Origin of the sequence: Catenulispora sp. GAS73 (assembly GCF_041262085.1) — a bacterium.
Taxonomy (GTDB): Bacteria; Actinomycetota; Actinomycetes; order Streptomycetales; family Catenulisporaceae; genus Catenulispora.
Window position 1 is genome coordinate 1 of sequence record NZ_JBGCCM010000075.1, and the last position, 15,123, is coordinate 15,123.

At 71.6% G+C, this 15,123-nt stretch carries 13 protein-coding genes; 7 read left to right on the top strand and 6 right to left on the bottom strand.

Annotated elements, in window-relative coordinates; genetic code table 11:
* Positions 1 to 73: 73 nt before the first annotated feature.
* Positions 74 to 751 (bottom strand): uracil-DNA glycosylase, encoded by a 678-nt coding sequence (locus ABH935_RS50095; protein ID WP_370385096.1) that lies wholly within the window; start codon positions 749 to 751, stop codon positions 74 to 76.
* A 565-nt stretch (positions 752 to 1,316) separates the two neighbouring features.
* On the opposite strand from ABH935_RS50095, the gene ABH935_RS50100 reads away from it, so the two are divergent.
* From ABH935_RS50100 to ABH935_RS50115, 4 genes are all read left to right on the top strand, one after another.
* A complete protein-coding gene (locus tag ABH935_RS50100) occupies positions 1,317 to 2,507 on the top strand; it encodes a S8 family serine peptidase (protein ID WP_370385097.1) in 1,191 nt (396 codons plus the stop codon).
* A gap of 46 nt (positions 2,508 to 2,553) precedes the next feature.
* Entirely contained in the window at positions 2,554 to 3,138 is a 585-nt protein-coding gene (locus tag ABH935_RS50105) for an RNA polymerase sigma factor (RefSeq protein ID WP_370385098.1), read from the top strand.
* A gap of 73 nt (positions 3,139 to 3,211) precedes the next feature.
* Entirely contained in the window at positions 3,212 to 3,682 is a 471-nt protein-coding gene (locus ABH935_RS50110) for a hypothetical protein (protein WP_370385099.1), read from the top strand.
* A gap of 318 nt (positions 3,683 to 4,000) precedes the next feature.
* Positions 4,001 to 6,775 carry a CHAT domain-containing protein gene (locus tag ABH935_RS50115; RefSeq protein ID WP_370385100.1) on the top strand — a complete coding sequence of 925 codons (2,775 nt, stop codon included), beginning with the start codon at positions 4,001 to 4,003 and terminating at the stop codon, positions 6,773 to 6,775.
* A gap of 681 nt (positions 6,776 to 7,456) precedes the next feature.
* On the opposite strand, the gene ABH935_RS50120 is transcribed toward ABH935_RS50115, so the two are convergent.
* The 4 genes from ABH935_RS50120 to ABH935_RS50135 form a co-directional block, all read right to left on the bottom strand.
* The gene (locus ABH935_RS50120; protein WP_370353289.1) at positions 7,457 to 8,101 is read right to left on the bottom strand and encodes a VOC family protein; all 645 of its coding nucleotides are present in this window, start codon (positions 8,099 to 8,101) and stop codon (positions 7,457 to 7,459) included.
* A 186-nt stretch (positions 8,102 to 8,287) separates the two neighbouring features.
* Positions 8,288 to 9,082, bottom strand: a complete 795-nt coding sequence (locus tag ABH935_RS50125) for a crotonase/enoyl-CoA hydratase family protein (protein ID WP_370385101.1) — start codon at positions 9,080 to 9,082, stop codon at positions 8,288 to 8,290.
* A 127-nt stretch (positions 9,083 to 9,209) separates the two neighbouring features.
* A complete protein-coding gene (locus ABH935_RS50130) occupies positions 9,210 to 10,025 on the bottom strand; it encodes a hypothetical protein (protein WP_370385102.1) in 816 nt (271 codons plus the stop codon).
* Positions 9,929 to 10,171, bottom strand: a complete 243-nt coding sequence (locus ABH935_RS50135) for a hypothetical protein (protein WP_370385103.1) — start codon at positions 10,169 to 10,171, stop codon at positions 9,929 to 9,931. The genes ABH935_RS50130 and ABH935_RS50135 overlap by 97 nt, the downstream gene beginning before the upstream one ends.
* Before the next feature lie 60 nt (positions 10,172 to 10,231).
* Here ABH935_RS50135 and ABH935_RS50140 point away from each other — a divergent pair, with 60 nt between their 5' ends.
* Positions 10,232 to 10,744, top strand: coding sequence for a DUF664 domain-containing protein (locus ABH935_RS50140; protein ID WP_370385104.1), 513 nt, complete (start codon positions 10,232 to 10,234; stop codon positions 10,742 to 10,744).
* A 69-nt stretch (positions 10,745 to 10,813) separates the two neighbouring features.
* On the opposite strand, the gene ABH935_RS50145 is transcribed toward ABH935_RS50140, so the two are convergent.
* Positions 10,814 to 12,433, bottom strand: a complete 1,620-nt coding sequence (locus tag ABH935_RS50145; protein ID WP_370385105.1) for a hypothetical protein — start codon at positions 12,431 to 12,433, stop codon at positions 10,814 to 10,816.
* A 122-nt stretch (positions 12,434 to 12,555) separates the two neighbouring features.
* Here ABH935_RS50145 and ABH935_RS50150 point away from each other — a divergent pair, with 122 nt between their 5' ends.
* A complete protein-coding gene (locus ABH935_RS50150; protein ID WP_370385106.1) occupies positions 12,556 to 14,031 on the top strand; it encodes a M20/M25/M40 family metallo-hydrolase in 1,476 nt (491 codons plus the stop codon).
* 571 nt (positions 14,032 to 14,602) lie between these two features.
* Complete coding sequence (locus tag ABH935_RS50155) at positions 14,603 to 15,061, top strand: DUF6597 domain-containing transcriptional factor (protein ID WP_370385107.1); 459 nt, start codon at positions 14,603 to 14,605, stop codon at positions 15,059 to 15,061.
* Positions 15,062 to 15,123: the final 62 nt, after the last annotated feature.

A 15,123-nucleotide genomic window follows, 5' to 3' on the forward strand; every position in this document is an offset into this window, starting at 1 on the left:
CCAGGAGCAGCAGCTCTGGCGTGCTTTGCGGCGGAGAGATCCGCCGGGCCGACTCTTTTATTCGTACTCAGACTCACACGGTCTCGGGCAGCCGCCAGTCGATCGGCTCCTGCCCGAAGTTGGCCAGCGCCTCGTTCACCGCGGAGAACGGCTTGGAGCCGAAGAACAGCTTCGCGGACAGCGGCGAGGGATGCGCGCCCTGCACGATCGCGTGCCGCGAGGAGTCGATCAGCTTCGCCTTCTTCTTGGCGTGCGCTCCCCACAGCACGAACACCACCGGCTTCTCGCGCGCGGAGACGTCCTTGATGACGGCGTCGGTGAACTTCTCCCAGCCGCGGTCCTTGTGCGAGGCCGGCTCGTGCGCGCGCACCGTGAGCACCGTGTTGAGCAGCAGCACGCCCTGGTCGGCCCAGGCCTTCAGGTAGCCGTGCTTGACCGGCGGGATGCCCAGGTCGGTGTCCAGTTCCTTGTACATGTTCCGCAGCGACGGCGGGATCCGCACGCCGGGGCGCACCGAGAAGCACATGCCGTGGGCCTGGCCGTCGTCGTGGTACGGGTCCTGCCCGATCAGCACCACCTTCACGTCCTGATACGGCGTCGCCTCCAGCGCCGCGAAGACCTCGTCCTCGGGCGGGAACACCTGGTGCTCGGCACGCTCGTTCTTAAGGAAAGCCTCCAGGTCGGCGAAGTACGGCTGCTCGGTCTCGGCAGCCAGCACCGGCGCCCAGGAGGCGGGGATGAGTTCACGCATGAGAAGAACCTATCCGCAGGCAGTGACACGTCTGAGAGACGCCGAAAAACTTCTCCGAAAAAACTTTGGCAGGGATGTATCAGGGGGCGCTCTGGGTGCTCTTGTAAGTGAGCGGGTCGGGGGGCCCGCGGGCGTGGTCCAGTCGGTGTGTGTCTCTAGGGGGGACGCGCCGCCGGCCAGGCCGGGTGGAAAAGGTGGTGTGCCGTGACGCCGGGGGGTGGGTGCGGCACACCACCGCCGGCCAGGTGGGAACACGTCCAGGGAAGAGGAACAGAGGGGGACCCCACGGGGGATTTGGGGTCGCACTACTGGGGGGGAAAACGGGGCCGCGGGAAATCCGGGGACCTTGGGGGGAAAACCAGGGGGATAGTAAGGCCGGCGGCGGCGATCTGTGGGGGAACGCCACCGCCGGGAGGGGGACAGCAAGGCCGGCGGCGGCAGTCCGTGGGGGAACGCCACCGCCTGGGGGGTACCGGAGGCGGGACTGGGACGGGGGTCCAGTTCCGCCTACGGCCATTCGCAATGCAGCATAGGTGCTGACTACGTTGTTTACAGGGAGGGAAAGATGACGGACCAAGCAGCCCGGCTGGCTCGGATTCTGGAGACACACCCGGACGTCGTCCACGTCGGAGGCGCCACTGAGGCACTGATCAAGCGCGACGAGCTGTTGGTGCTCGGCACGCACGCGGACGCCATCCACGAGCAGGCACGGAGGTGGGTCGACTCCCGCGAGGACTTCACCGAGCTGGGCGTCGCCCGGCTGCGGCTGCGGGCCGACGCGGGGGTGGACGCCGCGGAGCTGACGCATGAGCTGCGCGGTGGCGCGGGGGCACATCGGCGGACCAGTGTCACGCCGAACCATGTGATGCACGGAGCCCCCGGGGACTTCACCGGCGGTCCGTTCGACGACCCGACCCCCACCCCGAAAATGGACGCCCCGGTCGACGACCCCGGGCAGGCCAAGCGCGTCACCGTCGGCGTCCTGGACACCGGCATCGACCCGCACCCGTGGTTCGACGCACACGAGTGGTACAAGGCTTGCACGGCCGAGGAGCACGAGGCCCTGAACCCGGCGCCGGACACGGACCTGGAGTCCGACTCCGGCCACGGCACGTTCGTCGCCGGCGTGCTGCTGCAGCACGCGCCGAACAGCTACCTGTGGATCGAGCGCGTGCTGGGTACCGACGGCGTCGCCGACGAACTGGAAGTGCTCAGGGGCATGGCCCGGATCCAGAGCCGGGCCGCCGCCAAGGGCGACCTGCTGGACGTGCTGAACATGTCGCTGGGCTGCTTCACCTTCGACGACCGGCCCTCGCCGGTGCTCGCCGACGCGGTGGCCCGGGTGGCCCGGCACACCGTCGTGGTGGCGGCCGCCGGGAACCATGCCTCGGACCGGCCGTTCTGGCCCGCGGCCCTGAAGGACGTCGTCGCGGTCGCGGCTTTGGCCGAGCAGTCCGCGGGCACCGCCCCGGAGCGCGCGTCGTTCTCCAACTACGGCTGGTGGGTGGACGCCGCCGCCCCCGGTGAGAAGATCGCCAGCAGCTTCCTGACTGACGGCCGGGAGAACGGGGAAGAGTTCCACGGCTACGCGAAGTGGAGCGGCACCAGCTTCGCCGCCCCCTACGTGGCCGGTAAGATCGCGGCTTTGATGTCCGCCAAGGACATGACGGCGCGCAACGCCGTCAGCGAGCTGCTCGACCCCCTCGGCACCCGGATCCCCGACCTCGGGGTGGTCGTGTCACCGGCGGGCCGCTGACGGAACCGCGCCGGTGACGTTCGCCCGAGACAGTGAGAAGGCACACATGGACCGCTCCCCCGCGCTGCTGCTGAAAGCGGCCAGCGACGGCGACCCCGAAGCCTGGCACCAGATCGTCGACGACTACAGCCGTCTGGTGTGGTCGGTGGCGCGCGGCTTCCGGCTCACGGTCACCGACGCCGCCGACGTCAGCCAGACCACCTGGCTGCGCCTGGTGGAGAACCTGGACCGGATCCAGAATCCGGACCAGCTCGCGGGATGGCTGGCCACCACGGCACGGCGGGAGGCGCTGCGGCTGATCCGCAAGGCGCAGCGCGAAGTCCCCGACTCGGAGGAGGCCGAGGAGAACGTCTCCTTCTTCGGCGACTCCGAGGACGACGGCGATCCGGAGGCGGCACTGGTCGCCGAGCAGGATCGCAGCGATCTGTGGCAGGCCTTCTCCACGCTCTCCGAGCGCTGCCGGAACCTGCTGAGGGTGGTCGCGGTGACGCCGCTGGAGAGCTACACAGCCGTCGCCGAGGCCCTGGGCATGCGCGTCGGGTCGATCGGGCCGACCCGCTCGCGGTGCCTGGAACATCTCAAACGGGCCCTCAAAGCCCAGACCACGGTGCCGGGCACGACCGGCCCGTGAGCTCCACGCCGCCGGCGCACACCGGTCAAGACGCACATGAGCACACGATGAAGGACCTGATCCAGGGGGAACGATGCCGAAGTTGACGAACGGGGCCTCAGCGGAGGACATCGGACTCTTGTCCGCCCTCGGCGAGATGTTCGACGAGATCGATCCGGTACCGCAAGAGGTGGTGACGGCCGGCTACGCGGCCTTCACCTGGCGGACCATCGACTCCGAGCTGGCCGAACTGGCGGAGGACTCGATGCTCGCCGGGGCCGGCGGGTCGGTGCGCGGCACCGACACCAGGCTGCTGACCTTCGAGGCGCCCAGCGTGTCCGTGGTCGTGGAGGTCACCGAGATCGGCGACCGCCGCAAGCTCGTCGGACAGCTCATCCCGGCGTGTTCCAAGACGCTGCGCATCGAGCATCCGGCCGGCGCGACCACCGTCGAGGTGGACGACCAGGGACTGTTCAGCGCCGACTCGCTGCCGGCCGGCCCCGCGCGGGTCGCGCTGGCGGTACCGGGCGGCGGAGCCGTGGTCACCAGCTGGGTGACCGTATAGCGACCCCGTATCGACCACATAGAGAGACCGCATAGAGGGAAAGTGACTATGCGCCGCCCGCACGCCGCCGGCTGAGATCCGGGGCGCGGACAGGGCGGCCCGAGGACACCGGGCGCCGCTCACGGATCGCCACGGCTTTCGTCCCCACCAGGCTCAGCACTCGGCGAATCCGCACTTCCCGCCGACCCGGACCCGGCCGCGACCGCGCTTCCCCCGCGGCCGCCGCCGATACCTGATCGCCGCCGCGCGTGCCCGCGCGGCGGCGATGAGGTCTGTACTTGTTGTGAGGAATCGCCTGGCATTTGAGACAGTATCCGCATGCCATCAACCGCGGACCGGCTCAATCGCGCCCAGAAGGCCCTCGACCGTGTCCTCGACCAGCCCGCCGTGGGCCGGGCCGCCGCCGAGGCCGTCCTGGCCGAGGGCGGCGGCGACGAGGCCGCTGCGATAGCCCTGCGCGCGGTGGGCCTGTCGTGGAAGGAGAACGGCGACATCCCCCGGGCCGCGCGAACCCTGCGCCGCGCGGTCGCCGTCGCGGACAAGGCCGGCGCCCCCTACCGGGCCGCCGAGGCCCGCATGTCGCTGGTGGTGATCCTGGCCGACCGCGGGGACACCGACGCCGCACTGGCCGAGGCCGCGCTGGCCGCCGCGGTGCTGACCGGCATCGACTCCGCCCGGCTGGACACCAATCTCGGCGTGGTGCTGAGCCGCATCGGCCGCACCACCGAGGCGATGTCGGCTTTCGCCCGCGCGCAGCCGACCCTGCGCGCCGCCGGCGACGACCGGTGGGAGGCGGTGCTGCTGAACACCAGGGGCATCCTGTACATCTACGGCGGCCGCTACCGCGAGGCCGAAGCCGATCTGCGGCGCGGGCTGGTCGTCACCGAACGCGGCGGCTACGCGATGCTGAACGGGATCCTCCAGTACAACCTCGGCTACCTGTCGCGGCAGAACGGCGACATCCCCGCAGCCCTGGACCTGATCGACACCGCGGCGGCGGTCTACCGCCGACACGGCCGCCGCGGCACCCCGCTGTACACCGACAAGGCCGAGATGCTGCTGGCCGTGGGCCTGGCCGCCGAGGCCCAGGCCAGCGTGGCCACCGCCATCGCCGAGCAGCAGGCCAGCGGCTTCCGCTACAACCTGGCCGAGTCCTACCTGTATCAGGCCTGGGCGACACTGGCCGCCGGGGAGCCGCAGGCCGCGGTCGAGGCGGCCGGCACCGCCCGCGCGATGTTCTCCCGACAGCGCCGTGCCACCTGGGCCGATCTGGCCCGGCACGCCGAGATCGCAGCGTCCTTCGCCATCGGGCAGCGCTCGGCAGCCCTGCTGCGCAACACCGAGGCCATCGCCGACCGACTGGCCGCCGCCCGCTGGCCGGTGGCCCCGCACGAGGCCCGCCTGCTGGCCGGCCGCATCGCCGCCGACCTCGGGCGCGTCGAGCAGGCCCGGGCACTGTTCGACCAGGTGGCCCGGCACCGGAACCGGGGCGTGGCCGAGGTCAGGATCCTGGCCTGGCACGCGCAGGCGCTGCACGCACTGAGCACCGGCCGCCTGTCGGCCGCCGAGCGCGCGGTACAGGCCGGCCTGCGCGTCCACGCCGAGAACAACGCCGTCCTGGGCGCCACCGACCTACGCGCGCACGCCGCGGCGCGCGGCGAGGAACTGGCCAAACTGGGCTTGCAGCTGGCTTTGAAGCGCGGGGACGCACGCGCGGTGCTGCGCTGGGCCGAGACGTGGCGCGCGGCCTCGCTGCGGCGCCGCCCGGTGCGCCCGCCGGACGACGAGCAGCTGGCCGCCGACCTGGCCGAGCTGCGGCGGGTGGTGGCGGACCTGGCGACGGTGGAGGCGCCGACGACGCTCGGATCTTCGCGCTCTGAGGTGTCGCGGCTGAACTCCGAGCGGCTGCGCCTGGAGGCGGCGATCCGCGACCGGTCGCGATACGCGCGCGGGACGTACGCGCCCGAGCCGCCGTTCTCCCCCGCCGCGCTGGCCGGGGCGCTCGGGCAGCGGGTGCTGGTGGAGTTCGTGCGACTGGACGACGACCTGCACGCGGTGACGGTGCGGGACGGGGTCGTACGGCGACACCGGCTGGGGTCGTACGCGGCAGTGCTGAAGCAGCTGGACGTGGTGCGGTTCGCGATGAACCGGATGTCGCGGCGGTTCGGATCGAAGGTGATGCAGGACGCGGCGCTGCAGGCCTACGACCACAGCCGGCAGGTACTGGACGGGCTGCTGTTCGGGCCGGTGCGGCGGGCTCTGGACGGACCGGGGCTGGTCGCGGACCGGCCGCTGATCGTGGTGCCGACCGGCTCGCTGCACGCGCTGCCTTGGACGGCGCTGCCGACGTGCGCGGGGCGTGCGGTGAGCGTGACGCCTTCGGCGCGGCTGTGGCTGGCCGCGGCGAATGCTGCTGGTGCTTCTGGCGCTGCTGGGGGTGCGGGCGGCTCGGGCGCTGCTGGCGGCGCGGGTGGCGGTATCAGCGCTGTCGCCACGGTCGCCACCGTCGCCCCCGTCGGCGGCGCCGCCGGCTCCGGCACCATCGCGACCTCCGCGACCGGCCTGGGCACCGTCCTGATGGCCGGCCCGGGCCTGGCCCACGCCGAACCGGAGATCGCAGCACTCGCGGCCCGCTACCCGGACGCGATCGTGCTGTCCGGCTCCACGGCCACCGCCGCCGAAGCCGCCCGCGCCCTGGACGGCGCCGCCCTGGCCCACGTCGCCACCCACGGCCGCTTCCGCGCCGACCACCCACTCTTCTCCAGCCTGGACGCCCACGACGGCCCCCTGTACGTCTACGACCTGGAACGCCTCAGCTCAACCCCGCAAACACTGGTCCTGTCAGCGTGCGAATCGGCCCTGTCCGGCGTCCGACCAGGCGACGAGCTGATGGGCCTGGCCTCAGCCGTCTTCGCCCTCGGCACCCGCACCCTGATCGCCAGCGTCACCCCAGTCGACGACTCCGACACCCGCACCCTCATGCTCGCCCTACACGCCGCCCTGGCATCCGGCCGCCCGCCCGCAGCCGCACTGGCCGAGGCGTCGACCGCGACCGGGATCGGCGGCTTCGTGTGCTTCGGGTTCGGCGGGTGAGGACCGCGGGCAGCGACCGGACCCGCATAGCCGGCAACGCGCTTCGCCGGATCCTCCGGACCACGCGGGGTGTTGGTTCTGGGTCCCTCGCCGCGTCGGCGGGCTCTGCCAACCTGGCCGGTTTGGCGGTGTCAAGCCGGACGAGGCTGGACCACAGCAACAGCGATGCGGCTTGATTCCGCCAAACCGGCCTGGTTCCGTTTACGGCGACGACGCGGCGAGGGACCCAGAACCTCGGTGACCACAAGCAGCGACCGCCGGCAGACAGCGCGGCGCACCACGAGCGGACAGAAAGCCGACCAGTCCCGGACCGCCGCCAAACAACCCAACGCGCGGGTCGCCCCCTCGCTGTAGAGCGCCCGCCGGAGGCCTCAAGGTGCCCACCACGCACGACGATTGCCGCCTACGACATGCGCAGTGACTCGGACCGACGCGCGGTCGTGCCCGCGAAAACCGCCAGCCGCCAACGCAACACGCGGGCCTCAACCAAACTGCGTCCCCTGCGAGGCCATCAACCCCTGCACGAAACCGTAAAAATCGCCCGCAAAACCCCACCCCAACAGCCACCCGCCACCTAAAACCCACCCAAAACAAAGCACGGGCACCGCCGACCACCGCCGACAGCACCCGCACTCGAAAACCCTCGCGGACCCCTCAGACCGAGCAGCCCGCCGACCCCCCTCAGTCGATCCGAACACTCCCCGCCGCACACCGGAAGTGCACCGCAAGCACCCCAGGCTCCTCAGCGTCGATCCAGTCGACCTTCACTTCCTCCAGCGGATCATGATCCGGCGAGCCGCCGATCCAGGACAACACCTGCGTACGGTCGCCGCTGATCTCCAGCCGCTCGAACGCCGGAATGCCGTTCACAGCCCCAGCACCAGGACGCTGGTCGGCGGCGATCTCCCACGCCAGGAAGTACGGCAGCTGCGGGTCGGCCATCAGGTCGAGCACCCCGAGCTGCTTCCAGCGCAGGTCGAAGCCATCGGGACGCACCCGGTGCCCCTCAGCTGCCGGGCGGCCCAGGCGCTGCTCCCAGGGGGTGATGTCGTCGACGCCCACCACCCAGCCGAGCCAGCCGCCGCCCTCGTCGGCGCGGGCCTTGACGGCCTTGCCGAACGGCGCGGAGTCGGTGGCGGGGTGGTCCAGCGGAGCCACGACCTCCACGTAGGAGCCGCCGGCCAGGGGCAGCACGAAGTTGCGGGTGCCGAAGCGCGGGTGGACGCCGCCGTCGCGGAACGTCGCGCCGAGCAGCGTTCCGAGCCGGTTCACCGTGGAGCCGAGCTCGGAGTTGGACACAGCATAAGAAACGTGATCGAGACGCACGGTTCATACTCTGCCCTGCGGATGCCCCAATAACCCAATCGGGGCCGTCCGGGTGCCCCTTACGCGGTATTCCGGTACGTTCCGCGCACGCCTCATCACCAAAGGTGACAAATGGTCACACTATTGGCGCGCCGTTGGCACTATGAGCAGCCCTATCAGCGCTACTGCCACTTCCAGACCGCCTCGCTACTGCCGCTTCCACACCGCCTCGCGCTTCTCAGCGAACGCGCGCGGCCCCTCCTTGGCGTCCTGGGTGGCGAACACCGGCCAGCCGATCTCGAACTCCCGGGCCAGGCCATCGGCCTCGCTCATCCCGGAGGTCTCCTTCACCGAGCGCTTCACGGCCTCCACCGACAGCGGCGCGGCGGCGTTGATCAGCGCGGCGATCTCCAGCGCCTTGTCCAGCGCCTTGCCGTCGTCCACGACGTGCCCGACCAGCCCGATGTCCCGCGCCTCGGCGGCGGTGTAGGGGCGGCCGGTCAGCAGCATCTCCATGGCGTGGCTGTAGGGGATCTGGCGCGGCAGCCGCACCGTGGAGCCCGCGACCGGGAACAGGCCGCGCCGCACCTCGAACAGCCCGAAGGTGGCCGACGACGCCGCGACGCGGATGTCGCAGGCCTGGATCAGCTCGGTCCCGCCGGCCACGGCATAGCCCTCGACCGCGCCGATCAGCGGCTTGCGCGGGCTGTAGTGCCGCAGCAGGGCCTTCCAGTGCAGGTCGGGATCGGCTTTGAGCCGGTCGCCGTAGACGGAGCCCTGCGCCATGTTCATCGCCTTGAGGTCCATCCCGGCGCAGAACGCTCCCCCGGCGCCGGTGAGCACGACGGACCGGACGTCGTCGTCGGCGTCCGCCTCCACCCACGCGTCGGCCATGCCGACCAGCATCGGGAGCGAGAGCGCGTTCTTGGCCTCGGGCCGGTTCATGGTGACGACCAGGGTGTGGCCGTCGCGCTCGACGGTGCAGTGCTCGGTGCCGGCCATGGTGTCCGTGTCCCCTCGTCGCCGGGTGATCGGTGTGATCGGTGCGTCGCGCGAAACTGAAACACGTTCTACCAATAGGTGCGGCAGAGGACAAGGGTCGCCGAGCGTGCGACGGCGAGCTCGACCCTCAGCCCGGCGGCACCGACCGCAACCGGGCGACCGCGGCGGCGCGCAGGGCCTCGGACTCCAGCGGGTCCGACGACAGCCGCCCGATCAGGGCACGATTACGCTTGGTGAGCGGCGCGTGCTCCACGCCGTAAAGCCGCACCCGCGACTCGCAGTCGAGCAGGGCGTCGCCGAGGAACCAGCCCGAGTCGTGGGGGTTCAGGGCCACGATGGCCTTCAGGTAGTCGATGCGCTCGCAGGAGTGCGGCGAGTTCCGCCACAGCCAACTGACGCGCCGGTCACCGACGGCGGCCGCCGGCACGCCGATGCGTGCGAAGGCGTCGGTGAACACCGACAGGCCGCACCAGTCGCGCTCACGGGCCCGGTGGTCGAAGCGGACCAGCAGGACGGGGAGATCCGTTTCGTCGCCGTGGTGGCTCAGGACGGACAGTCCGATGGAGGCCAGCGGATGGTGGTCCGTGTCGGCGACCCAGCGTCGGGCGTGGTCGAGGGCTGCGGCACCGAGCAGACGCACCGCTCGGGCGAGCCCGGAGATCGGACGCGGCGGATCGCCGTGGACAAGCTCCTCCGCCAGGTCGAGCAACGCCGGGTCCGGGTCGCGCCGGGCCAGTTCGAACAGGACCGGACGTTTGGTGTCGTTGGAGGTGCCGGGGGCGTCGGGGGCGCGCAGGAGGTCGAACAGCTCGTCGTGGGACGTGTCGAGGTAGGGCCGCTCGCGCTTTATGGGAGCGGGCTGGAGGCCTCTGTCAACGTCCTCGGTAGGTACACCTCGCGCTCGTCGATCATGGTCGTGTAGCGGTGGTCGCGCGCCAGGCACGCGTAGATCAGGGGCGGCGCGTCCGGATCGGTCATCGCCCGATAGGCGCCCTGGCCCCGGCCGCGCTGGAGCATTCCTTCCAGCGATCCCGGGCCCGCGTAGGACCAGTCGTCGTCTGCGGTTTCGGTTTGTTCGTCCGCTGTCATCGCCGCGAGTGTGGCGCCACCACCGCCGTCCCGACCACCGGATTTCGGTACCGTGCTCCCATGAAAGGTCACGATCTCCTCGTCGACGCCTTCGGGCGGGTCAACGAATGCGTCCACGCCGCCGTCGACGGCTTGAGCCTGGATCAGCTGCACCGGCGGTTGGACGACGACGCGAATCCGGTCGGTTGGCTGGTCTGGCACCTGACGCGGGTGCAGGACGACCATGTCGCGGACGTCGCCGGGTTCGAGCAGGTGTGGACGGCGCAGGGTTTCGACGCGAAGTTCGGGTCGCCGTACCCGGTGGCGGCCGTGGGGTACGGGCAGTCCTCGCGCGAGGTTGGCAAGCTGAACGTACCGTCGGTAGAGGTGCTCACCGACTACCACGACGCCGTGCACGCCGCGACCGTCGCCTATGTCAGCGGCCTGGCGGACGACGACTTCGACCGGGTCGTCGACACGCGGTGGGACCCGCCGGTGACGTTGGGCGTGCGGCTGATCAGCGTCGTGTCGGACACGCTGCAGCATGCCGGGCAGGCGGCCTACGTGCGCGGGATCCTGCTGCGCGAGGCGTAGGCGGCCTGCCCGGGACAGTGTGCTGACGAGCGCCCGGTCGGCCGGGTTACGGGCGCTCGGTAAGCCCGCTTACTGGCGCTCAGCCAACTGCTCGGCGTACAGCGATACCGGCGCGACCGGTGTCCCGGCCGACACCGTCACCGCCGGGAACCCGGGCACCAGCGGCGGCGAGGCCTTCCCGAGCGCGCCGAAGTCCCAGTTGTACGACGTCGGCGGGCTTTGGAAGGCGTAGGTCCCGGTGTCGGTGTTCCACGCGACCTGCGTCGCGCCGGCCCAGCCCTGGCCGCTGCCCTCGTTGTTGCGGTCGATCAGCGACAGCTCGGTCGGCGACGTGCCGCCGCTCCCGTCGCGCATCACCAGGTGGTCGTACAGGGTCCCGGAGGCCCAGCGCTGGTGCGGGCCGGCGTCGAAGCGCTTGCCGCCGACGTCGGTCGCGGTGCAGTCGCTGAAGACGTTCGGGCCGGCGGTCAGCGCCTGCGTGGCCCAGGCGTGCAGGTTGCTGCCGGAGACCTGGCAGCGCAGGACCAGGGACTGCTGCCCGGCCAGGGTGTAGGCGACCGGCTGGGCGTGGATGTCCTGCGGGATCGCCTTCTCCATGCCGAGCGCGGAGGTGTCCTCGATGGTGACGCGCTTGGCGCTCCCGCCGACGTCGCCCATGCCGGAGCCGAAGTTGTCGGCGACGATGTCGCGGGCCCAGCCGCCGTCCACGGCGCCGAAGGAGGCGAACGCGGACTGGAAGTAGCCCTGGGTCGCGTAGTTCGGGGCGGTGGTGAAGGCGAGGCCGTCGGCGGAGAGGTGTTCGACGCCGACGTTCGTGATGCGGCCGGCGAAGGCGTAGGGCCAGAGCACGGCGTGCGTGTACTGCTTCTCCAGGGCGTTCGTCAGCGGGATGTCGATCGTGACCGTGTTCGTACCGGCGGAGATCGCGGTGATGGTGCGCTCGAACTGCAGGCCGGCGTCGGGTTTCCACTGGACGGTGCCGCCGCCGGAGCGCTGCGGGATCTTATCCATGCCGATGGCGTGGATCCAGTTCTGCTCCTGCGGGCGCTGCACGACCACGTTTTGGCCGACATTCAGGCCGGCGGTGCTGGCGACGTGGAAGGTGGTGGCGCCGATCGGGACGTAGGCGTCGGTGACGGCGACCTTGGAGCCGGCGGCCTGGCGCTGGCCGGTGCCGGCGAGGGTGACGACGGCGCGCGGGGTGCCGGAGGCGATGAGGTGGGTGCCGGACGGGCCCGAGCCGGAGCCGCGCAGGACGACGCCGGACGCACTGATGGTGAGGGCGCGGGCGAGGCGGAAGTCGCCGGGCGCGAGCAGGACGGCGCCGCGCAGGCCGTCGGCGGCCGGGGGCAGGGCGCTGACCTTGGCGAGGGCGGCTTGGATGCGGGCGGTGTCGTCGCCGGCGGGGTTCGGTTGGAGGGTGACGGCGACCGGGGCGGTGGGGATCGGGGACTTGCCGTTGGCGTAGCCGGCGTAGGAGAAGTCCGGGATGCGGTTGCCCTGGGAGTCGGAGCCGTAGGTCAGGTGGTTGTCGGCGAAGGTGATCCAGGAGGTGGTGGCGGCGGCCGCGGCCTGGACGGTGACCGTCGGTGAGCTGCCCGACGCCGTGTTCCCGCCTGGTTGACAGGCGGTCGCGGCCAGCAGGATGACGGGTAGGGCGCTGAGGGTACGCAGGGCTCGGCGATTCACCGCAGCAGGCTGACATGGGGCGTGTAGGAATCGAGTAAAGAAGGTTTATTCCATTGCGCGGGGCCCGGCCGCGAGTAGGTTCCGCAGCGACGGCCACTCCCCTGTTTTCCCGGAGGCGCATCGTGACAGAGCATGGATCTCCTCGTTCCGGCCCGACCCGGCGGCAGGCCCTTTCCGGCGCGGCGGTCGTCGGGGCCGCGGCCACGTTCGTCGCGGCCCCGGCGTCTGCGTCGGCGTCTGCGTCCGCGTCCACGGATGCCGCGCCGGCGCACGGCATCGGGAAGACGCCGATCGGCATCGGGCGGCAGAAACCGAGCCGGGAGCTGCGCGAGCTGCTGGCGCAGGTCGATCCGGCGCGGCTCAAGGCGACGGTGCTGAAGCTGACGACGTTCGGGACCCGCCACACGCTGTCGAGCCAGACCGATCCGGCGCGCGGGATCGGGGCTGCCACCGACTGGGTGGTGGCGCAGCTGGAGGCGATCGCGGCGACGTCCGGCGGGCGGATGACCGTGGCGCGGCAGAGCTTCGTGCAGCCGGTGACGTCGCGGATTCCGGTGCCCACGACGATCACGAACGTGATCGCGACGTTGAAGGGGACCGCCGCGACGGAGCGGGTGTACGTGGTCACCGGGCACCTGGACTCACGGGTCACGGACGTCATGAACTTCACCAGCGACGCGCCCGGGGCCGACGACGACGCCTCGGGCGTGGCGGCGGTGCTGGAGATGGCGCGGCTGTTCGCCACCCGCAGCTTCGCCGGGACGCTGGTGTTCGCCACAGTCACCGGCGAGGAACAGGGGCTTTACGGCTCGGCGTACATGGCGGCGCAGATGAAGGCGGCCGGGACGGACGTGCAGGGGATGTTCAGCAACGACATCGTCGGCGCCAGCAGCGCGTGGGACGGGACGCCACCGGATCCGCACACGGTGCGGCTGTTCGTCGAGGGCGTGCCGACGTCGGAGACCCCGGCGCAGGCCGTGGTGCGGCAGGCGGTCGGCGGCGAGAACGACGGGCCGTCGCGGCAGCTGGCGCGCTTCGCGCAGGACGTGGCGGTGAACGAGGCGACGGACATGGACATCCGCGTGGTCTGGCGCCGGGACCGCTACCTGCGCGGGAGCGACCACATCTCGTTCCTGCAGCAGGCGTACCCGGCGGGGCGCTTCACGGAGCCGCGCGAGAACTTCAACCACGAGCACCAGGACACCCGCGTCGCCGACGGCGTGCAGTACGGCGACCTGCCGGAGTTCTGCGACTTCAACTACCTGGCGCGCGTGACGCGGGTGAACGCCGCCACGCTGTGGTCGCTGGCGGCCGGGCCCGGCACGCCGAAGGGCGTGACGATCCTGACCACGCCCCCGCCGACCTTCAGCGGGATCAACACCACGACGCTGACCTGGACCCGCGGCGACGACGCGGGGCTGACGGGGTACGAGGTGGTGCTGCGCGAGACCACGGCGGCGGTGTGGACCGAGGCGCTGGCGGTGGGGGACGTGACGACGGTGACGCTGCCGATCTCGAAGGACAACGTGCAGTTCGGCGTGCGGGCGGTGGGGCCGGGTGGGTTGCGGAGTCCGGTGGCTTTTCCGGCTGTGGGGTAGGGGGCGGGGCGCGGGCGGCGCGGAGTGCGGCGCGGGCCGGCGGCTCGGCAGGCAAGCGGCGGAGCTGCGGCAACACGGACAGGCAAGCGGCAGGCCGCGGCAGCACGGGCAGGCGGCGGTTGCGGGGCAGGCTGGCGGCAGCGCAGCGACAGCTTCGGCCGGTCGGGCCAGGAGCGCAGGCGCGGCGGTGTGGCGCGGCAGCGCACGAGGCGGCGGTGTGGCGCGGCAGCGCACGAGGCGGCGGTGTGGCGCGGCAGCGCACGAGGCGGCGGTTGCGGGGCAGGCAGGCAGGCGGCAGCGCGGCGACGGCTTCGGCCGGTCGGGCCGGGAGCGCAGGCGCGGCGGTGTGGTGCCGCGGCGCACGAGGCGGCGGTTGCGGGGCAGGCAGGCGGGCTTGCATGCGGCGCGGGTTGGCGGGCTCGCGTGCGGCACAGGCTTCGGCGGGGCGGCGGCGCGGCGGCAACTTCAGCTGGGTGGCTGGGTGGTAGCAGGGCGGTAGCGGTGCGGCGGCGGCCATCCACACCCGGCCGCCCCAGCGCGCCTGTCGCTGGACGGGGTAGCGTCGAGGGTGATGACCTCGGTGTATGCGGAGCAGCGGCCACGGTGGGCGCCGGGCCGTTTTGTGGCGTGCACGTGGACGCAGGTCGGCGTCGGGGCCGGTGCGCATCGGCAGTTGGTGGTGCCCGACGGGTGCTCGGACCTGATCTGGCACGAGGGGTCGTTGCGGCTCGTCGGGCCGGATCGGGGGCCGTGGGTCGCGTCGTTGGAGGCGGGGTCGGCGTTCGCGGGGGTGCGGTTGCGGCCGGGGGCGGCGCGGCTGTTGGTGGGGCGGATGCCGGTTGACGAGGTGCGGGATGTGCAGGTGCCGTTGGAGTTGGTGGCCTCGGGTGTCGTGCCGTTGAAGGAGTCGGCGGCTGCGGCCGATTCGCCGGAAGCCGTGGCGGGGGTGTTGGAGAGGTTCGTGGCAGGGCTCGCGGCGCGTTATGAGCCTGATGCGGGGTTACGTCCTGGGACGTGGTGTATCGGTTAGCTCTGATGGGCGTATCGCCGATAGTTGAGGCGGTCATCGGGTGATCCTTCGAGATGGATTGA